Origin of the sequence: Microbacterium pullorum, from assembly GCF_014836535.1 — a bacterium.
GTDB lineage: Bacteria > Actinomycetota > Actinomycetes > Actinomycetales > Microbacteriaceae > Microbacterium > Microbacterium pullorum.
In genome coordinates, this window is the sequence record NZ_JACSQP010000003.1 from 32061 (window position 1) to 51448 (window position 19388).

The window sequence follows — 19388 nt, forward strand, 5'->3', positions numbered from 1 at the left end:
CGCGCGGTCAGTCGTCGACGCGGAAGCGCTCGAGCTCTGCGGCCAGGCGAGGTGAGACGAAGGCGTGCAGCGCCGTGCCTTCCTCCTCGTGCGCCTGAGTGACGATGTGTCCGGTCTCGTGCGCGGCCGACACCAGGTCGCCTCGGTCGTAGGGCACGAGGGCCCGCACCTCCACCTCGGGAAGCGGCAGTGCCGCCTCGACGACCGTGCGCAGCTGCGCGATGCCCTCACCCGTGCGCGACGACACGAACAGCGCGTCGGGCTCGAGACCCCGCAGCACCAGCCGGGTGTCGTCGTCGACGAGGTCGGACTTGTTGAACACGACGATCTCGCGGATGTCGCGGGCGCCCACATCGCCGATGACGTCGCGCACGGTCGCCAACTGGCTGGCCGGGTCGGGGTGCGAGGCATCCACGACGTGCACGATGACATCCGACCCCGCCACCTCTTCCAGCGTCGAGCGGAACGCCTCGACGAGCTGGTGCGGGAGGTTGCGGACGAACCCGACGGTGTCGGTGAGGGTGAACACGCGCCCATCGGTCGTCTCCGAGCGGCGCACCGTGGCATCCAGCGTCGCGAACAACGCGTTCTCGACCAGCACGCCGGCGCTGGTGAGCCGGTTCAGCAGACTCGACTTGCCGGCGTTGGTGTAGCCGGCGATCGCGACGGAAGGGATCGTGTGGCGCTTGCGCTCGGCTCGCTTCGCGTCACGGGCGGGCCCGAAATCACGGATCTGCCGACGCAGAATCGCCATGCGCGTGCGGATGCGGCGACGGTCGAGTTCGATCTTGGTCTCACCGGGTCCGCGCGAGCCCATGCCCGCGCCGCCGGCGCCCACCTGGCCACCGGCCTGGCGGCTCATCGAGTCGCCCCACCCGCGCAGGCGCGGGAGCAGGTACTCCAGCTGCGCGAGTTCGACCTGCGCCTTGCCCTCGCGGCTCTTGGCGTGCTGGCTGAAGATGTCGAGGATGACGGTCGTGCGGTCGATGACCTTGACCTTCACGACATCCTCCAGCGCGCGGCGCTGGCTGGGGGCGAGCTCGGTGTCGGCGATGACGGTGTCCGCCCCGACGGCGGCGACGATGTCGCGCAGTTCCTGCGCCTTGCCGCGCCCGACGTAGGTGGCCGGGTCCGGGTGCGGGCGACGCTGCAGCACACCGTCGAGCACGACAGCACCGGCCGTCTCGGCGAGGGCGGCGAGTTCGCGAAGCGAGTTCTCGGCGTCTTCCTGCGAACCCTGCGGGTACACACCCACGAGCACGACGTTCTCCAGCCGCAGCTGGCGGTACTCGACCTCGGTGACGTCCTCGAGCTCGGTCGACAGCCCCGGCACGCGGCGCAGCGCCGCACGCTCCTCGCGGTCCCACTGCTCACCGTCACCGTCGCCGTACGCGGTCGCTGCGTCCTGCAGCGCCTGCGCGCCGCCGAGCACGCGGTTCTGTCCGCCCGTGCCGGTGAAGCTCGTCACCCGCGCTCCCTGACGCGCCTCAGCGCGCGCCAGCACCCGGTCGACAGGATCGACCTCTGTCGATTCGGAGTCGCCGGGGGTGGTGGTGTCTGTCATGTATTCCTTTCGGGAAGCCGCGCCGAGCGGCATCCGTAAACTCTAGCTTTCTGCCCTGTGCGTGGCCTCCGCTACGCTCGCAGGATGGGGAATGATCACTATTTCAGTGCGTCCCCGTCCAGTTCCTCTGATCTCCGCCGACTGCGCGTGACCCTCTCCGGTCGCCCGGTGGAGCTCACGACGGCGGGCGGGGTGTTCAGCCCGGATCACATCGACTCCGGTACCGCGGTTCTGCTGGCGAACACGCCGCCACCGCCGCCCGGCGGGCATCTGCTCGACATCGGGTGCGGCTGGGGACCGATCGCACTGTCGCTGGCGATGGATGCACCGCACTCCACCGTCTGGGCCGTCGATGTGAACGAGCGGGCGTTGGATCTCGTCCGCCGCAACGCCGAGAAGCTGGGGCTCGACAACGTCAACGCCGTGCTCCCCGACGATGTTCCCGACGACATCTCGTTCCGAACGATCCGCTCCAACCCGCCGATCCGCGTGGGCAAGAGCGTGCTGCACGGTCTGATGCAGAGCTGGATCCCGCGCCTGGACGAACGCAGCGACGCGTGGCTCGTGGTGCAGCGAAACCTCGGATCCGATTCGCTGCAGCGCTGGCTGGATGCCACGTTCGCCGACGGCTACAGCGTGCACCGCACCGCGACGAGCCGCGGCTTCCGGGTGATCAAGGTGCGCAAGCACGGCGCGACCCCGACTGCGGAGATCACCCTCCCGTGACAGCCCCGCCCGCGCCCGCGCGGGTCAGGCCAGTGCGACCTCGCCGCTGAAGACGAGCGTCGCCGGCCCCGACAGCAGCACGTGCTCCCCATCATCGGCCTGACGCACCCGCACCCCGAGCGTGCCGCCGGGCACGTCGACGCGCCAGTGGTCGGGTGCGGCCTTGCCCGCCCACAGGCGCACGGCCAGGGCGGCCGCGGCAACGCCCGTGCCGCAGCTGAGGGTCTCGCCGACGCCGCGTTCGAACACGCGCATCGTGATCGCCCCGACGCCGCCGCGCACGAGCGGGTCGGCCGGCACCACGAACTCGATGTTGGCGCCGTGACGCGGGGCCGGTTCGAGGATGGGCTGCACGGTGAGATCGAGGCCGTCGAGTTCGAGGTGGGTCGGCAGCGCGACGACGACGTGCGGGTTGCCGACGTCGATCCCCTGGCCGGGGCGTGCGACGTCGATCCCGCGGGCGCGCACCAGCACGTCACCCTCTTCGGCCCGCCAGACACCCAGGTCCACCTCGAAGCCGTCGTCCGACCGGGTGACCCGCTTGACGCCGGCACGCGTGCCGATGTCGAGGTGACCGCCCTCGGGCAGGTCGGCGAACCCGGTGTCGACGAGGTAGCGGGTGAAGACGCGCATGCCGTTGCCGCACATCTCGGCGACGGAGCCGTCGGCGTTGCGGTAGTCCATGAACCACTCCGCGCCCGATTCCGCCGCCTCGCGGCCCACGGGCAGGCAGGCGGAGCGCACGACGCGCAGGATGCCGTCGCCGCCGATGCCGAAGCGCCGGTCGCAGAGCACGGCGACCTGGTCGTCGGAGAGGTCGATGGCGCCGTCGGGGTCGGCGACGATCACGAAGTCGTTGCCGGTGCCGTGGCCTTTGCTGAACGGGAGGGTCTGCGGCATCCCGCCAGTCTATTCGAGGCCCGCGCGTCGCCCGGGGTCAGTCGTCGGGGATGAGTCGTCTTCCGGACATCTCACTCGGGGTATCGTGCCAGCTCGTCGGCGTCGGCCCCGGGAGCGACCCAGGTGACGTCGGCGTAGCGTCGGAACCACGACACCTGACGCCGGGCGTAGCGGCGAGTGAGCGCCTGGGTCTGCGCGATCGCGTCGGCCTGCGACAGCTCGCCGTCGAGTTGGGCGAGCGCCTGGGCGTATCCGATGGCGCGACGCGCCGTCACGCCGTCTTCCAGGCCCGCGGCGCGCAGCGCCGCCACCTCGTCCAGCAGCCCGTCGCGCCACATGCCCTCGACGCGCTGGTCGAGCCGCGCGACGAGCTGCTCGCGCGGCAGTTCGACCCCGATCAGCCGCGTGGGCGCATGCCAGAGCACCGGCGCGTCGGGCAGCGCGGCACCGTGCGTCGCCTCCCCCTGCGCGAGCACCTCGAGGGCGCGCACGATGCGTCTGCCGTTGCGCGGGTCGACGCGGGCGGCCGTCGCCGGGTCGAGGTCCCGCAGGCGCGCGTACAGCGCACCGGGCCCGTCCCGGTCGAGCTCCGCTTCCAGCTCGGCCCGTAGCGCCGCGTCGCGCGGCGGGAAGCGGAAGTCATGGATCACGCTCGAGACGTACAGGCCCGATCCGCCGACCAGGATCGCGTCGGCGCCACGGCCGTGGCTGTCTGCGATCGCCGCGCGTGCGGCGGACTGGTACCAGGCGACCGCGGCGTCGTCGGAGGGATCGAGCACGTCGAACAGATGATGCGGGATGCCGCGGCGCTCGGATTCGGGGAGCTTGGCGGTGCCGATGTCCATGCCGCGGTACAGCTGCATGGCATCCGCGTTGACGATCTCCGCCGCGCGACCGCGCGCACGCAGCGCCTCGGCGAGGTCGAGCGACAGCGCGGTCTTGCCGGTGCCGGTGGCGCCGACCACCGCCCACAGGCGCGGTGCGGCCGCGTCAGACACCGATGCGCAGCGTCGGGAGGCCGAGCGACACCGCGCGCGGCGCGCCACCGTTGCCGGCCGGCGCGGGTACGGCGCATGACTCGGCTTGCGTGCGATCCCAGGCGTCGCCGGCGCGGGTGCGCCGAATGCGCAGCGGCGCACCGTCGGGGGCGTCGGCGAGCAGGTGGAAGGGGGCTGCGTGAGTGAGTGTCACCGTGACGACGTCGCCGGGGCGCGGCAGGTCAGAGCCTGCGGGCACCTCGAAGTGCACGAGCCGGTTGTCCTCGGCGCGGCCGGTGAGCCGGTGCGTCTCGGTGTCCTTCTTGCCCTCGCCGACCGAGACCAGCACCTGCACCTCACGGCCCACCTGCTTCTGGTTCTCCTCCAGGCAGATGCGGTCCTGCAGGGCGGTGAGCCGCTCGTACCGCTCCTGCACGATGTGCTTGGGCACCTGATCGGGCATGGTCGCCGCAGGAGTGCCCTCGCGGATGGAGTACTGGAAGGTGAAGGCGCTGGCGAACCGGGCGGCCTCGACGACCCGCATGGTGTCCTCGAAGTCCTCGTCGGTCTCGCCCGGGAACCCGACGATGATGTCGGTGGAGATGGCGGCGTGCGGGATGCGCTCCCGGACCCGGTCGAGGATGCCGAGGAAGCGCTCGGACCGGTACGAGCGGCGCATCGCCTTGAGGATGCGGTCGCTGCCGGACTGCAGCGGCATGTGCAGCTGCGGCATGACGGCGGGCGTCTCCGCCATGGCGGCGATGACGTCGTCGGTGAAGGCCGCGGGGTGCGGGCTCGTGAAACGGATGCGCTCGAGCCCGGGGATCTCGCCCGCCGCCCGCAGCAGCTTGCCGAACGCCTGCCGGTCGCCGAACTCCACGCCGTACGAGTTGACGTTCTGGCCGAGCAGGGTCACCTCGATCGCGCCGTCGTCGACGAGCAGGCGGATCTCGTTGAGGATGTCGCCGGGGCGGCGGTCCTTCTCCTTGCCGCGCAGGCTCGGGACGATGCAGAACGTGCAGGTGTTGTTGCAGCCCACCGAGATCGACACCCAGCCGCTGTGCACGGCGTCGCGCTTGGTCGGCAGGGTCGAGGGGAAGACCTCGAGGGACTCGAGGATCTCCAGCTCCGCCTCGCCGTTGTGGCGGGCGCGTTCGAGCAGGCTCGGCAGCGAGCCCATGTTGTGGGTGCCGAAGACGACGTCCACCCACGGAGCCTTGCGCTGCACGGTCTCCTTGTCCATCTGGGCGAGGCAGCCGCCGACGGCGATCTGCATGCCCTCGTGCTTGTCTTTGACGGACTTCAGATGCCCGAGCGTGCCGTAGAGCTTGCCGGCGGCGTTGTCGCGCACGGCGCACGTGTTGATGACGATGACGTCGGCATCTGCGCCGCCTTCTGCCCGGACGTACCCGGCGCTCTCGAGCGACCCGGAGAGTCGCTCGGAGTCATGCACGTTCATCTGACAGCCGAACGTGCGCACCTCGTAGGTGCGGGGGCGGCCGTCGGCCGAGTGCGCAGCGGGCGACGGCGCGATCAGGGTGGGGGCGGCGGAGGGCAGGGTCATGATGCCTTCATTGTAGGTTCCCGCCCCGAGCATGAGCCGGGACCGTCGGTCACCGGATGCGGATGCGGATGCGGATGCGCACCGACGACAGCGCCGTGCAGACCGTCACCGTCCATTCCCCGATCTGCATATCCAATCCGTACAGCAGGCGCAGCTGCGCTTCGGCGCCGGGCGCGTCGGTGGTGATGGTGGCGAGAATGCCGTCGGAGAACCGACGTCGCAGCATGCCCGCCTGCGCGAACGGGAGCGCCGCCACGACATCGGCGAAGGCGCCGATCGGGATGCCCCACCGAGATGAGCCGGACGAACGTCGACAGCGTGAGGGCGATCGCGGCGGCGGCCAGCCTGCTCCGCGCCGGAACTCGAAGTCGCGCACGTGGTCGCCGTGCCCTCCGCCCTTTTCCAGCTCCCGGTGGATGGCACGATCCGCACGATGCTGTCAGGATGGGAAGGATGGTGACTCCCGTCCAGGACTACGCGCTGCTGAGCAGCTGCCGGGCGGCCGGGGTCTCGGGCACGGTCGAGTTCGTGACGGATCTGCGGATCCGCTTCGGCTGCGCGCGAGCGATGCCGCGGATCCGCCGGTTCAAGGTCGCCGAGCGCCAGAAGGGCACCCTGACCGTGACAGGGTTCCCGTCATTGCGTCCCGTGTGGGCCGCCTTCGACCGCGCCATCCGCGCCGTGCGGGACGGGCTTGTGCTCCGCTCCCGCACCGACACCGGCGTCGACGGCCTGCCCGGGTGCGCGCATCCCTTTTCGGTCTGCTCGTTCTGGCTCGTCGAGCAATACACCACCTCCCGCCGCACCGACGACGCCGGTGCCCTCATGGACCGGCTCTGCGCCTACGCCAACGATCTCTGCCTACTCTCCGAGGAATACGATCCCGCCGGCGGCCGGCAGGTCGGGAACTTCCCGCCGGCGTTCTCCCACCTCGCCCTCGTCCGCGCCGCCGACGCACTCGCCGGAATCGGGAACCAGCCGCGATGACTCCCCGCATCCTGACGGTGGGACACTCCACCCACCCCATCGATGAGTTCCTGCACCTGCTGCACGGCGCGGGTGTCACCGGCCTGGTCGATGTCCGCAAACTCCCCGGGTCCCGGCGCAATCCACAGTTCAACGAGGAGAACCTCGCGTCGAGTCTCGAAGAGGCCGGCATCCCCTATCTGGGCGAGAAGCGACTCGGGGGCCTGCGCACCGCCACTCACACCGTCGCACCCGAGGTGAACGGCTTCTGGAACAACGACAGCTTCCACCGGTATGCCGACTACGCCCTCAGTTCCGACTTCGCCGAGGGACTGGACGCCCTCATCGAGCTCGCTGCGCCGACGCAACTCCCCGTGATCATGTGCTCCGAGGCGGTGTGGTGGCGCTGCCACCGGCGTATCATCGCGGATCACCTCATCGCCCGCGACATCCCCGTCGCCCACCTCATGCCCGACGGGCGACTCACCCCCGCGACCCTCACCGCAGGCGCTCGCATCGAAGCGGGCCGCACCATCACCTATCCGCCCAGCCAAGAGCAGGACGACCAGAAGCTGCGCTGATCTCCGCATCATCAGAAGGGAAGGAACGACTATGAGCGAGTCATTGAAGGTTGGCGACCACGTCAGCTGGAACTCCGAGGCCGGCCGCGTCAGCGGGCGGATCGTCAAAGTGCACACCGCTGACTTCGACTACAAGGGCCACACGCACAGGGCGAGCGCGCAGGACCCGCAGTACGAGATCAAGAGCGACAAGACCGATCACATCGCTGCCCACAGAGGCGACGCGCTGACCCGGGTCACCGACTCCTGAGCCAAGCGCACGGCCGCAGTCCTCGGGCTTCTGCGCGTCGTCGGCTCACCCAACTCCGAACGCTCCACGTGAATCTCGGAGAGTCCTTACGCTGCCCAGCGCAAACTCGGTGGACGGGGAAGCGACCAATCGGCTACCTCCCATTTGACTGTTCGGGAGGGCCGATCGAGGAACTCGCCCAGGCCGATGAGGGCGGTGACGTCCGCGACACCGGTGGCGATGCGGTCACGGGCGACCAGCGGCATCCGTGCCCGCAGGTGCACGTTCTCCCGCGCCGTGAGCGCGGGAGCGAGCACGGAGCCTTGGAAGACGACCCCGATCCCCTCGCGGGTGACGTCGTTCCCGAGCACGCTCACCGTACCGGAGTCGAAGGGAAGGAGATTCCGTCCACGGCGGGTCGGCCGCGGTACGTCTTGGTCAGCGCCTCCACCTGGATCGACATCGTGGACCTCTCCGCCGTCCCCGACCCTAGGGGTAAGGCAGAGCACAGTGGGGTTCAGCGGAACCGCACCCCGCCGCCGGAACGGTTCTCGGCCAGAGCCGCACGGGCGGCCGTCGCCGCCACCGAGCCGGGATAGCCCCGACGCGACAGCTGACCCATGAGCCGGCGCAATGCGGCGGCCTCATCGACATGGCTGAGCTGACGGGCCTTGGTGCGCGCGAACTCCAGCGCACGCTCGGCGTCGTCGTCGGGCTGCTCGGCCAGCGCCACATCGACCACGTCACGCGGGATACCCCGTGCCGACAGTGTCTGCGCGATCGCGCGGCGCCCCTGCCCCTTGCGTTCCGAGCCGGCGTGGATGAGCTGTTCGGCAAGCCGGGCGTCGTCGAGGTAGCCCCGACGCAGGCAATCATCGATCAGCTGCTCCACGTCGACCGCGGGCAGTTCGTAGGCCACCAGGGCGCTGCGCGCCTCGGACACCGACAGCTGCCGGGCGCGGAGCTTCTTCAGCAGCATGCGCTCCGCCGCCTCGACCTGCTCCGCGGGGTCGGGCTCGACATCGCCCTCGCCACGGTCGTCGCCGGTGTCGGCGACGAACCGTGGCCCCCGCACCGGCGCCGCCGCGGCTGCGGGCTCGGGGCGGTCGTCATGCCACGTGGAGCGCCAGCGCGGCACCAGATCGATCGGCGCGGCGTCGCCGGCGTCCCGCCCCGTCGCGGCGGCCGCAGCGGTAGTCGAGTCAGCCGTATCGGCCCGACGAGCCGCCGCGCGGCGACCGCCGAACAGCGGGATGACGGGGGCGACCCCCTCGGCGTCCTCGGGGACGCCCCCGTCGCTCACGAAATGCACCATCAGGCCGGGCGGCGTGCGGCCAGGTCGTCGGCCACGGCCTCTTCGACGAGCTTCGGCTGGCCGATGCCGAGCTTCTGCTTGATCTTCGTCTCGATGTCGTTGGCGATGTCGGGGTTGCGCAGCAAGAAGTTGCGGGCGTTCTCCTTGCCCTGACCCAACTGGTCGCCCTCATACGTGTACCAGGCGCCGGACTTCTTCACGAGAGCGTGCTCGACGCCGAAGTCGATGAGGCTGCCCTCGCGGGAGATGCCGGTGCCGTAGAGGATGTCGAATTCCGCCTGCTTGAACGGCGGCGCCATCTTGTTCTTCACGACCTTCACGCGCGTGCGGTTGCCCACCGCGTCGGTGCCGTCCTTGAGCGTCTCGATGCGACGGATGTCCAGCCGCACCGAGGCATAAAACTTCAGCGCCTTACCGCCGGCGGTGGTCTCGGGCGAACCGAAGAACACACCGATCTTCTCGCGCAGCTGGTTGATGAAGATCATCGTGGTGTTGGTCTGGCTGAGCCCACCGGTGAGCTTGCGCAGCGCCTGCGACATGAGTCGTGCCTGCAGACCCACGTGCGAGTCGCCCATCTCACCCTCGATCTCGGCCTTGGGCACGAGGGCGGCGACCGAGTCGATGACGATGAGATCGATGGCGCCGGAGCGCACCAGCATGTCGGCGATCTCGAGCGCCTGCTCACCGGTGTCGGGCTGTGACACCAGCAGCTGGTCGATGTCGACGCCGAGCTTCTGCGCGTAGTCGGGGTCGAGCGCGTGCTCGGCGTCGATGAACGCGGCGATGCCGCCGGCGCGCTGGGCGTTGGCGATCGCGTGAAGGGTGAGCGTCGTCTTACCCGACGACTCGGGCCCGTAGATCTCGATGATGCGGCCGCGCGGCAGCCCGCCGACGCCGAGAGCGACATCGAGGGCGATGGAGCCGGTGGGGATCACGGCGACCGGTGCACGCTCGTCGCTGCCCAGTCGCATGACCGAGCCCTTTCCGAACTGCCGGTCGATCTGGGCGAGGGCCGATTCGAGGGCCTTCTCGCGGTCGGCGGGTGAGGGCATGACGTGCTCTTTTCTGCTCGCGGTCGGTCGCCTGTAGGCTGTCGCGCTCCGCCCCGGAGGGGAGGGATGCTGCGACAAGGCGTGTGGTGTGCGATGACATGTTCCACGCTACGGATGGCCTCCGACATCGGTCGGCCGCCTGCCGCCAATGTGGACGGTCACGCCCTCGACACCTGCTGTAGAGGAGACTACGACTGAATCGAACAGAGATTCGACGACACGCCGCACCCCGTTCGCCGATAACGACGAACACCCCGTCGCGACCGAGGGTCAGCGCCGCCTCGGGTCCATGCGCCCCACGCCGTAACGGCGGTCGTCGGGCACCTCGGCCTCGACGCACAGCGCTGCCCACACCTCGCGGGCGGGAGTACCGGCATCCAGGGCTTCCCGGGCGGTCTGCCCGCCGACGCGAGGCAACACGAGATCGGCGACGAGCGCCGCGCCGCGAGCACCGAACTCGTCGCTCACGGCGCGATCGAATTCGCTCCGACGCATCGACACCTACCGGGTCAGCGCATCGACAGCGCGGGCTCGGCCTCGACCGATGCCACGAGGTCGTCGGGGACGACGTCGGGGAACGTGTGCAGGCCTTCGAGCACCGAGATGCGGTCGCCGACTTCACGCATGATGGCGGAGATGGGCACATCGAGCGCGTCGGCCACCGAAGCGAGGATCTCGCTCGAGGCTTCCTTCTGTCCGCGCTCGACCTCACTCAGATAGCCGAGGGCGACACTCGCCCGGCCGGCCACCTGCCGGAGGGTGCGCCCCTTCTGCAGACGGAAGTCACGCAGCACTTCGCCGATTTCTTGACGAACCAGGATCATTTCGGGCCCCCTCTCGCTTTCCATTCCCATCGGGTGCATAACAGTACAACACCGGACACGGTCACTGTAATCCCGGTAGTTGTGCGTGGGATGGGAATCACCCACGGGTAACGTCGTGTCGCGGCGACTTGTTCCCGTCAGAGCGCTTCGAGTGCGAACGCGATCGCCCGGGCCGTCGTCTCGGTGCGGATCTCCTCGCGGTCGCCGGTCAGACGCAGCGACTCCACACGCGAGCCCAGAGACGTCGAGACGGCGATGTGCACCGTTCCCACCGGCTGTCCGTCGGCCGCATCGGGACCGGCCACCCCGGTGGTGGCGATGCCGATGTCGGCGGGACGGTCGGTGGTGCCTACGGCCCGGCGCACCCCGCGCGCCATCTGGCGGGCCACCCGCTCGTTGACAGGTCCGTGCGCCTCGAGCAGCACCGGATCCACGTCGAGCAGGGTCTGCTTCAGTTCGGTGGCGTACGCCACGATGCCGCCGCGGACGACCGCAGACGCGCCGGGCACGGCGACGAGCGACGCGACGACGAGGCCCCCGGTGAGCGACTCGGCCACGCCGATCGTCCAGCCGAGCTCGCGCAGTCGTTCCACGAGGATCTCCGCGTCGCTGCGCCGACCGGTGGAGACGAGTGTCTCTTCGTCGGGCAGGTCGGGGTCCGGGGCGGGACGGAAGGGGCTCACGCGGCGGTCCCGCGACGCATGCGGCGCGACCCGCGCACCTCGGTGACGACGTAGTCGATGCCGCTGGCGATCGTCAGCACCACCGCGATGCTCATGGTGATGAGGTTCACCCAGTGGATCCACTCCCCCACGACCGTCCACAGCGGGAGGAGCGCAAGGGAGAGGGCGACCGCCTGGGCGACGGTCTTGAGCTTGCCCATCCAGGCGGCGGCGACGACGTGGTTGCCGGCGACGAGCAGCCGGTGCACCGTCACGCCGATCTCGCGAACGAGCACGACGATCGTGGTCCACCAGGGCAGTTCGGCGAGGATCGACAGCCCCACGAACGCACAGCCGGTGAGCACCTTGTCGGCGATGGGATCGAGGAGCTTGCCGAGGTCGGTCACGATGTGATGGCGCCGAGCGAGGTATCCGTCGATGCCGTCTGTCGCGATCGCGACGATGAACAGCACCGCAGCCCACCACCGCAGCGGCCCGTCGGCACCGCCGTCGGCCAGCAGCATCCACAGGAAGACGGGGGCGCAGAGGATGCGCACGATCGTGATCGCGTTGGGGAGCTGCCTCGGAATCGCCACGTGTCGAGCCTACCGTCGCGCGCCTCAGCGGCCGGTGAGGCCCCAGGCATCCTCGTCGCCGGATTCCTCCTCGACGACCTCGTAGCCGGCGAACTGCGCGTCGACGGGGTCGGCTTCGGCCGCGTCGGGCTCGTCCTCGCCGCGCAGTCGGGCCAGCACACCCGGCAGTTGCTCGGGCGTGACCATGACGTCGCGGGCCTTGGACCCCTCGGAGGGGCCGACGATCTCGCGGGACTCCAGCAGATCCATGAGGCGCCCGGCCTTGGCGAAGCCCACCCGCAGCTTGCGCTGCAGCATCGAGGTCGACCCGAACTGGGTCGAGACGATCAGTTCGGCTGCCGCCAGCAGCAACTCGAGGTCGTCGCCGATGTCGGCGTCGACCTCTTTCTTCTCCACGACCGCGGCGACGTCCTTGCGGTATTCGGGGCGGGCCTGCTGGGTGACGTGCGCGACGACCTTCTCGATCTCCTTCTCACTCACCCAGGCACCCTGCACGCGGATGGCTTTGGAGGTGCCCATCGGGAGGAAAAGCGCGTCGCCCTGCCCGATGAGGCGGTCGGCGCCGGGCTGGTCGAGGATGACGCGGGAGTCGGTGACGCTGGTGACGGCGAAGGCGAGCCGCGAGGGCACGTTGGCCTTGATGAGACCGGTGACGACGTCGACCGAGGGCCGCTGGGTGGCGAGCACCAGGTGGATGCCGCTGGCTCGCGCGAGCTGGGTGATGCGAACGATCGAGTCCTCGACATCGCGCGGGGCCACCATCATGAGGTCGGCGAGCTCGTCGACGACCACCAGCAGGTATGGGTACGGCTTGAGCACGCGCTCGCTCCCGGCGGGCAGCTGCACCTCGCCGGAGACCACCGCCTTGTTGAAGTCGTCGATGTGACGGTAGCCGAACGACGCGAGGTCGTCGTAGCGCATGTCCATCTCCTTCACGACCCACTGCAGCGCCTCGGCGGCCTTCTTGGGATTCGTGATGATGGGGGTGATCAGGTGCGGCACACCGGCGTAGGAGGTGAGCTCGACGCGCTTGGGGTCGATGAGCACCATGCGCACGTCGGAGGGCTTGGCGCGCATGAGCAGGCTCGTGATCATGGAGTTCACGAAGCTGGACTTACCCGAGCCGGTCGACCCCGCCACCAGCAGGTGCGGCATCTTCGCGAGGTTCGCCACGACGTAGCCGCCGCCGACGTCCTTGCCCACGCCGATCGTCATCGGGTGCACCGAATTGGTGGAGGCGGGCGAGCGCAGCACGTCGCCGAGCGTCACGATCTCGCGGTCGGTGTTGGGGATCTCCACGCCGATGGCGCTCTTGCCGGGGATGGGCGCGAGGATGCGCACCTCGTTGGAGGCGACGGCGTAGGCGATGTTGTTGGTGAGCGCGGTGATGCGCTCGACCTTCACGCCCGAGCCGAGCGCGATCTCGTACTGGGTGACGGTCGGGCCGCGCGAGAAACCGGTGACCCGCGCGTCGACGGAGAACTGGTCGAAGACGCTCGTGATGGCCCGCACCATGGCGTCGTTCGCCTCGGATCGCGCCTTGGGGGGCGTGCCGGCGGCGAGGGCGGCGGTGGAGGGCAGCCGGTACGGCGCAGAAGGCGGCATGCCGTCGCCGTCGCCGCCCAGGCCCGACAGGCCGGGCAGCTCGCCGTCGTCGATGATCTCGGTGGCGTCCTCGCGGATGCCGGTGTCGGTGCGGCGTCCGCCGGCGCGCACGGCGGCGACGACACCGGGGCTGATGACCTCGGTGGGCGCGTCGGGGAGCGGAGGCGGCGGGGGCGGCGCGATGGCCTGGTCGAAGCCGCCGGTGTCACCGTGTGGCGACAGCAGCGCCGTGAGGTCCTGCGACCCGAGGTCGTCGTCGGGGTCTTCTTCGCGCCCCGACTTGTTGCGCCGCCACCACGGCAGCGAGTCGGAGTCGGCGTCGGAGTCGGACGCCTCCCCCGCGGCGGCCTTGGCGGGCTTCTCGACCCGCTCGGCGTCGAACATCCAGGCGTACAGGTCGCCCAGGCGGTGGCCGATGCGGTTGGGGGGAGTCTTGGTGAGGATCAGCACGCTGAGCAGCGACAGCAGCCCCAGCACGACGCAGGCGCCGATCTGGGTCAGGTAAGACAGCGGCTGGCCGAGCATCCAACCGAACAGCCCGCCGGCGGTGCTGAGCGACGGCAGGCCCGCGGCCGGCTGCGGCAGCCCGCCGAGCACGTGGCAGAAGCCTGCGATCGTGAGCACGAACAGGCCGAAGCCGATGCCGATGCGCCCGTTGTCGTGCACCGAGGAGGGATGCCGGAAGAGCCAGCCCGCCAGCAGCAGCAGAAGCACGGGGAGGATGAAAGCGACGCGGCCGATGAGAGCGCCCGCGGTGTAGGCGCTGATGGTGGCGGCGACCTCGTTGCCGATGAAGAACCACTCCACGACGGCCCCGATGACGGCGAGCAGCACCAGCAGGAACGGGAAGCCGTCGCGGCGCTGGTCCTTCTCGAGGGTCTCCGGCCCGAACGCGCGGAAGAGGCCGCCCGTCGCGTGGGCGAGGCCGATCCACGCACGCGCGATCAGCGGGGGCTTCTCCGCCTCGTCGACGTAGCGTTTGGGCGCCGGAGCGGGTTTGCGGGCGCGCGGGGACGCCCCCTTCGCGGGCGCGCGCCCGCTCTTGGTCGGACTGCTGCTCCTGGCCATTCCTCCACGTTACGTCGCGACCACCGACATCGGCGGGAGCGACGCGACCCCAGCCCTCCCCCGGACCCTGCCGCAGGAACGCGAAACGCCCGCGGTCGCACAGTGCGACGGCGGGCGTTTCGAAGAGGGTGTCAGGCCTCGATGACCAGCGGCACGATCATCGGACGACGACGCAGACGCTGGTTGACCCAGCGGCCGATCGTGCGACGCACGACCTGCGACAGCGCGTGCGAGTCGCGCACCCCCGACTTCGACGCCTCGGCGAGGGCCGCGGCGATCTTCGGCTTGACGTCGTCGAACACCGAGTCGTCCTCGGCGAAGCCGCGGGCGTGGATCTCGGGACCGGTGATGACACGGCCGGTGGCGGCATCCACCACCACGATCACCGAGATGAAGCCCTCTTCGCCGAGGATGCGGCGGTCCTTGAGGTCGGCGTCGGTGATCTCGCCCACGGTCGAGCCGTCGACGTAGACGAAGCCGATGTCGAGCTGCCCCACGACGGTCGCGACGCCGTCCTTGAGGTCGATGACGGTGCCGTTCTCGCCGAGGATGGTGCGCTCGGCGGGAATGCCGGTGTCCTGCGCGAGCTTGGCGTTGGCCACGAGGTGGCGGTATTCGCCGTGCACGGGCAGCACGTTCTTGGGCTTGAGGATGTTGTAGCAGTACAGCAGCTCGCCGGCGGCGGCGTGGCCGGAGACGTGCACCTTGGCGTTGCCCTTGTGCACGACGTTCGCGCCGAGCTTGGTGAGCCCGTCGATGACGCGGTAGACGGCGTTCTCGTTGCCCGGGATGAGGCTGGAGGCGAGGATGACGGTGTCGCCGGGTCCCGGCTCGATCGCGTGGTCGAGGTTGGCCATGCGGCTGAGCACGGCCATCGGCTCGCCCTGCGACCCGGTGGACATGAAGACGATCTTGTCGTCGGGCAGGTCCTGGGCCTTCTTGTAGTCGATGAGCACACCCTCGGGCACCGTGAGGTAGCCGAGGTCGGCGGCGATGGTCATGTTGCGCAGCATGCTGCGACCCAGCAGCGCCACGCGGCGACCGTTGGCGTGCGCGGCGTCGAGCACCTGCTGCACGCGGTGCACGTGGCTCGAGAAGCTCGCGACGATCACGCGTCGGGGCGAATGGGCGATGATCTGGTCGAGCACCGGCCCGATGGAACGCTCGAGCGGCGTGAACCCGGGAACGTCTGCATTGGTGGAGTCGACCAGGAACAGGTCGACGCCCTCTTCGCCGAGGCGGGCGAAGGCGCGCAGGTCGGTGAGGCGGCCGTCCAGCGGCAGCTGGTCCATCTTGAAGTCACCGGTCGCCAGCGCCGTGCCGGCGGGCGTCTTGATGGCGACGGCGAGCGCGTCGGGGATGGAGTGGTTGACCGCGATGAACTCGAGGTCGAACGGGCCCACCTGCTCTTTCTGGTCTTCCTTCACCGTCAGCGTGTACGGCTTGATGCGGTGTTCCTTGAGTTTGGCCTCGATGAGGGCGAGGGTGAGGCCCGATCCGATGAGGGGGATGTCGCGCTTGAGGCGCAGCAGGTAGGGCACGGCGCCGATGTGGTCTTCGTGGCCGTGCGTGAGCACCACGCCCACGATGTCGTCGAGGCGGTGCTTGATCGGCTCGAAGTCGGGGAGGATCAGGTCGACCCCGGGCTGATGCTCCTCGGGGAAGAGCACGCCGCAGTCGACGATGAGCAGCTTGCCCTCGTACTCGAAGACGGTCATGTTGCGCCCGATCTCGCCCAGTCCGCCCAGAGGCATGACGCGGAGGGTTTCGGGTGCGAGTGCGGGGGGTGTGGAGAGCGTCATCGTGTGGTGCCGTGAACCTTCGGGAGTGCGCCGCCTGCTGCCGCATTGCGATCGGGTCGGAAATTGGAGAAATCTGCTCCGGCGATGTCGGTGACCAGCGCCAGCTCGTCTTCGATCATCGCGGCCTCCCACTCCTCCGGCCCCACGAGGGGCAGGCGGACGCGGGGGCTGGAGATGCGGCCGAGGCCGTGGAGGATGTACTTCGCGCTCACCGTGCCGGGCACGTGCGTCATGACGGCGCGCACCAGCGGCTCGAGTTGCTTGTGGGCGGCCGTCGCCGCGGCGAGGTCGCCGCGGTTGACGGCATCGACGATCACGCGGTACGGCGCGGCTGCGACGTTGGCGGTGACGCCGATGAGTCCGGACGCGCCGATCGCGAGGTGCGGCAGCACGTTCGCGTCGTCGCCCGAGAAGTACATGAGGTCGGTCTGGTTCAGAACCCGGCTGACCTCGCTGAAATCACCCTTGGCGTCCTTGACCGCCAGGATGTTCGGGTGCTTGGCGAGACGGAGGATCGTCTCGTACTTGATCGGGACGCCGGTGCGGCCCGGGATGTCGTACAGGATCACCGGCAGATCGGTGGCGTCGGCCACCAGCCGGAAGTGGGTGAGGATGCCCGCCTGGGTGGGCTTGTTGTAGTACGGCGTGACGATCATGATGCCGTCGGCGCCGGCCTTCTCACTGGCCTTGTAGAGCTCGATCGCGTGGGCGGTCTCGTTCGAGCCGCCGCCGGTGATGATCTTGGCGCGACCGGCGGCCACGTCCTTGCCCACCTCGACGAGGCGGATCTTCTCGGGGTCGGTGAGCGTGCTCGTCTCCCCCGTCGTGCCGGTGACCACGATGCCGTCGGCGCCTGCGGAGATGACATCGTCCATGTGCTTCTCGACGGCGGGCCAATCGACTTCACCGTCGGCGGTCATCGGAGTGACCAGCGCGACGAGAACCTGTCCGAACGGGTTGCCGTGATGCGTCATGTTTCCAGGGTATCGGTTCGCACACCCGGTCCCGATAGGGTCACGGCATGACCTGGCAGACCCGCGCGAGCCGTGAGGTGTACCGCAACAGGTGGATCCGCGTGCGCGAGGACGACGTCACCGGCCCCGCCGGCGACGGCATCTACGGGGTCGTCGAGATGCGGCATCCGGCCGTGTTCGTCGTCGCCGTCGACGCGGACGACCTGGTGTGTCTCGTGGAGATCGACCGCTACACCGTCGGCGTCTCGCTCGAGGTGCCCGCAGGGGGATCGGACGGTGAGGATCCGCTCGTGGCGGCGCAGCGCGAGCTGGCCGAGGAGGCGGGGGTGAGTGCGGCGCACTGGCAGGAGATCGGCGGCATGACGGCGCTCAACGGCATCGCCGAGGCGCCCGAGCACGTCTTCCTCGCGCGGGGCATCGAGGCGCTGGCCGACGCCGCGCACACGCAGGCCGAGGAGGGCATCCGCGCGGTGCGGTGGGTGCCGTTCGGCGAGGCGGTGGCGATGGTCGGCGACGGCCGCATCACCGACGGCGAGACCGTCGCCGCACTGGCGTACGCCGGCATCCGGCTCGGGCGCTTCGCCTGATCAGCGGCGCTGACCGCACGGAGGTTACGACGCCGGCTGCAGCGTGAGGAAGCGATAGCGGATGCCGCTGCGCGAGAGGTGCCACCCGTGGGCGGGGTCTCCCGCGACGGTGCGCCAGGCGGCGCGGTCGGGGGCGAAGGTGTCGCCGCCGACCTCGAGGTCGAGTTCGGTGACCTCCAGCAGGTCGGCGCGATCGATGGCCTCGCGGAAGAGCCCCGCGCCGCCGATCACCCAGACCCGGGCGGGGGCGCCGCGGTCGGCCGTTCGCAGTGCGGCATCCAGCGATGCGGCGCGTTCGGCGCCGTCGCCCTGCCACTGCGGGTCGCGGGTGACGACGATGTTGCGTCGCCCCGGCAGCGGCCGGAACCGCGGCGGGAACGACTCCCAGGTGCGGCGACCCATGATGACGGGGCTCCCGGCGGTGACGGCCTTGAAGTGGGCGAGGTCCTCGGGCACATGCCACGGCATGCCGCCGTCGGCGCCGATGACTCCGCCATGCGCCTCGGCCCATACGAGCCCGATGGGCGCGGTCATACCGCGACCGCGCCGCGGATGGCGGGGTGGTGCTGGTAGTCCTCGACGACGAAGTCCTCGTAGCGGTAGTCGAAGATCGACTCCGGCGTGCGGGCGAAGCGCAGCGTCGGGTACGGGTACGGGTCGCGACTCAACTGCTCGCGCACCTGCTCGAGGTGGTTGTCGTAGATGTGGCAGTCGCCGCCGGTCCAGACGAAGTCGCCGGGTTCGAGGCCGGCCTGCTGGGCGACCATCATGGTCAGCAACGCGTAGGAGGCGATGTTGAACGGGACGCCGAGGAACAGGTCGGCGGAGCGCTGGTAGAGCTGGCAGGAGAGCTTGCCGTCGGCGACGTAGAACTGGAACAGCGCGTGGCACGGCGGCAGCGCCATCGAGTCCACTTCGGCGGGGTTCCACGCGGTGACGATGTGCCGGCGGGAGTCGGGGTTGGTGCGGATCTGCTGGACGACCTTGGCGATCTGGTCGATCGAGCCGCCGTCGGGCGTCGGCCACGAGCGCCACTGCACGCCGTAGACGGGGCCGAGTTCGCCGTCGACATCCGCCCACTCGTCCCAGATGGTCACGCCGTGCTCACGCAGCCACGATACGTTCGATTCGCCGCGCAGGAACCACAGCAGCTCGTACGCGATGGATTTGAAGTGCACCCGCTTGGTGGTGATGAGGGGGAACCCCTCGGCGAGGTCGAACCGGATCTGCCGGCCGAAGACGCTCGTCGTGCCGGTGCCGGTGCGGTCGTCCTTGTGGGTGCCGTGCTCGAGCACGTCACGCAGGAGGTCCTCGTAAGGGGTGGGGATCGCCGTGGTCACGGCTGCCACGATACCCGCGGGGAACGACGCCGGTCATGCCTGGCACTAGCCTGGGC

At 69.9% G+C, this 19388-nt stretch carries 21 protein-coding genes and 1 pseudogene; 5 read left to right on the top strand and 17 right to left on the bottom strand.

Features of this window, described 5'->3' with window-relative positions; translation table 11 throughout:
- Positions 1-7: 7 nt before the first annotated feature.
- Positions 8-1564, bottom strand: a complete 1557-nt coding sequence (gene hflX, locus H9651_RS05030) for a GTPase HflX (RefSeq protein WP_191718024.1) — start codon at positions 1562-1564, stop codon at positions 8-10.
- Between the two features lie 84 nt (positions 1565-1648).
- Between hflX and H9651_RS05035 the strand changes: the two genes are divergently transcribed.
- Positions 1649-2290: a class I SAM-dependent methyltransferase gene (locus tag H9651_RS05035; RefSeq protein WP_191718025.1), complete on the top strand. Its 642-nt coding sequence runs from the start codon at positions 1649-1651 to the stop codon at positions 2288-2290.
- Between the two features lie 24 nt (positions 2291-2314).
- On the opposite strand, the gene dapF is transcribed toward H9651_RS05035, so the two are convergent.
- From dapF to H9651_RS05055, 4 genes are all read right to left on the bottom strand, one after another.
- A complete protein-coding gene (gene dapF, locus H9651_RS05040; RefSeq protein WP_191718026.1) occupies positions 2315-3190 on the bottom strand; it encodes a diaminopimelate epimerase in 876 nt (291 codons plus the stop codon).
- Between the two features lie 71 nt (positions 3191-3261).
- Complete coding sequence (gene miaA, locus H9651_RS05045) at positions 3262-4188, bottom strand: tRNA (adenosine(37)-N6)-dimethylallyltransferase MiaA (RefSeq protein ID WP_191718027.1); 927 nt, start codon at positions 4186-4188, stop codon at positions 3262-3264.
- Positions 4181-5731 carry a tRNA (N6-isopentenyl adenosine(37)-C2)-methylthiotransferase MiaB gene (gene miaB, locus H9651_RS05050; RefSeq protein ID WP_191718028.1) on the bottom strand — a complete coding sequence of 517 codons (1551 nt, stop codon included), beginning with the start codon at positions 5729-5731 and terminating at the stop codon, positions 4181-4183. The genes miaA and miaB overlap by 8 nt, the downstream gene beginning before the upstream one ends.
- Positions 5732-5780: 49 nt before the next feature.
- On the bottom strand, positions 5781-5987 hold the full coding sequence (locus H9651_RS05055) for a hypothetical protein (protein ID WP_191718029.1): 207 nt from the start codon (positions 5985-5987) through the stop codon (positions 5781-5783).
- A gap of 431 nt (positions 5988-6418) precedes the next feature.
- On the opposite strand from H9651_RS05055, the pseudogene H9651_RS05060 reads away from it, so the two are divergent.
- From H9651_RS05060 to H9651_RS05070, 3 genes and pseudogenes are all read left to right on the top strand, one after another.
- Positions 6419-6718: pseudogene (locus tag H9651_RS05060) on the top strand (glycoside hydrolase family 15 protein); the annotation flags it as partial.
- Complete coding sequence (locus tag H9651_RS05065) at positions 6715-7278, top strand: DUF488 domain-containing protein (RefSeq protein ID WP_191718030.1); 564 nt, start codon at positions 6715-6717, stop codon at positions 7276-7278. The pseudogene H9651_RS05060 and the gene H9651_RS05065, both read left to right, overlap by 4 nt.
- Positions 7279-7309: 31 nt before the next feature.
- Positions 7310-7528 carry a hypervirulence associated TUDOR domain-containing protein gene (locus H9651_RS05070; RefSeq protein ID WP_191718031.1) on the top strand — a complete coding sequence of 73 codons (219 nt, stop codon included), beginning with the start codon at positions 7310-7312 and terminating at the stop codon, positions 7526-7528.
- A gap of 86 nt (positions 7529-7614) precedes the next feature.
- Here H9651_RS05070 and H9651_RS05075 read toward each other — a convergent pair whose 3' ends face one another.
- From H9651_RS05075 to dapA, 10 genes are all read right to left on the bottom strand, one after another.
- Positions 7615-7884, bottom strand: a complete 270-nt coding sequence (locus H9651_RS05075; protein ID WP_191718032.1) for a P-loop NTPase family protein — start codon at positions 7882-7884, stop codon at positions 7615-7617.
- Between the two features lie 140 nt (positions 7885-8024).
- Positions 8025-8810: a regulatory protein RecX gene (locus tag H9651_RS05080; RefSeq protein ID WP_318244767.1), complete on the bottom strand. Its 786-nt coding sequence runs from the start codon at positions 8808-8810 to the stop codon at positions 8025-8027.
- An 11-nt stretch (positions 8811-8821) separates the two neighbouring features.
- Entirely contained in the window at positions 8822-9874 is a 1053-nt protein-coding gene (gene recA / locus H9651_RS05085; RefSeq protein ID WP_191718034.1) for a recombinase RecA, read from the bottom strand.
- A 270-nt stretch (positions 9875-10144) separates the two neighbouring features.
- Positions 10145-10369: a DUF3046 domain-containing protein gene (locus tag H9651_RS05090; protein WP_191718035.1), complete on the bottom strand. Its 225-nt coding sequence runs from the start codon at positions 10367-10369 to the stop codon at positions 10145-10147.
- A gap of 14 nt (positions 10370-10383) precedes the next feature.
- A complete protein-coding gene (locus H9651_RS05095; protein ID WP_191718037.1) occupies positions 10384-10698 on the bottom strand; it encodes a helix-turn-helix domain-containing protein in 315 nt (104 codons plus the stop codon).
- A gap of 137 nt (positions 10699-10835) precedes the next feature.
- On the bottom strand, positions 10836-11381 hold the full coding sequence (locus H9651_RS05100; protein ID WP_191718039.1) for a CinA family protein: 546 nt from the start codon (positions 11379-11381) through the stop codon (positions 10836-10838).
- Positions 11378-11956, bottom strand: coding sequence for a CDP-diacylglycerol--glycerol-3-phosphate 3-phosphatidyltransferase (gene pgsA / locus H9651_RS05105; RefSeq protein ID WP_191718040.1), 579 nt, complete (start codon positions 11954-11956; stop codon positions 11378-11380). Before pgsA ends, H9651_RS05100 begins: the two co-directional genes overlap by 4 nt.
- Positions 11957-11980: 24 nt before the next feature.
- A complete protein-coding gene (locus tag H9651_RS05110) occupies positions 11981-14629 on the bottom strand; it encodes a DNA translocase FtsK (RefSeq protein WP_191718049.1) in 2649 nt (882 codons plus the stop codon).
- A gap of 131 nt (positions 14630-14760) precedes the next feature.
- Positions 14761-16431, bottom strand: coding sequence for a ribonuclease J (locus tag H9651_RS05115; protein ID WP_191718051.1), 1671 nt, complete (start codon positions 16429-16431; stop codon positions 14761-14763).
- Positions 16428-17405 (bottom strand): 4-hydroxy-tetrahydrodipicolinate synthase, encoded by a 978-nt coding sequence (gene dapA / locus H9651_RS05120; RefSeq protein WP_191718053.1) that lies wholly within the window; start codon positions 17403-17405, stop codon positions 16428-16430. The genes H9651_RS05115 and dapA overlap by 4 nt, the downstream gene beginning before the upstream one ends.
- Before the next feature lie 47 nt (positions 17406-17452).
- On the opposite strand from dapA, the gene H9651_RS05125 reads away from it, so the two are divergent.
- Positions 17453-17992, top strand: coding sequence for an NUDIX domain-containing protein (locus tag H9651_RS05125; RefSeq protein WP_191718055.1), 540 nt, complete (start codon positions 17453-17455; stop codon positions 17990-17992).
- 24 nt (positions 17993-18016) lie between these two features.
- Here the strand turns inward: H9651_RS05125 and H9651_RS05130 are convergent, their stop codons facing one another.
- Together H9651_RS05130 and H9651_RS05135 are read right to left on the bottom strand one after the other, a co-directional pair.
- Complete coding sequence (locus H9651_RS05130) at positions 18017-18526, bottom strand: dihydrofolate reductase (protein ID WP_191718056.1); 510 nt, start codon at positions 18524-18526, stop codon at positions 18017-18019.
- Entirely contained in the window at positions 18523-19332 is an 810-nt protein-coding gene (locus H9651_RS05135) for a thymidylate synthase (RefSeq protein ID WP_191718058.1), read from the bottom strand. Before H9651_RS05135 ends, H9651_RS05130 begins: the two co-directional genes overlap by 4 nt.
- Positions 19333-19388 lie beyond the last annotated feature (56 nt).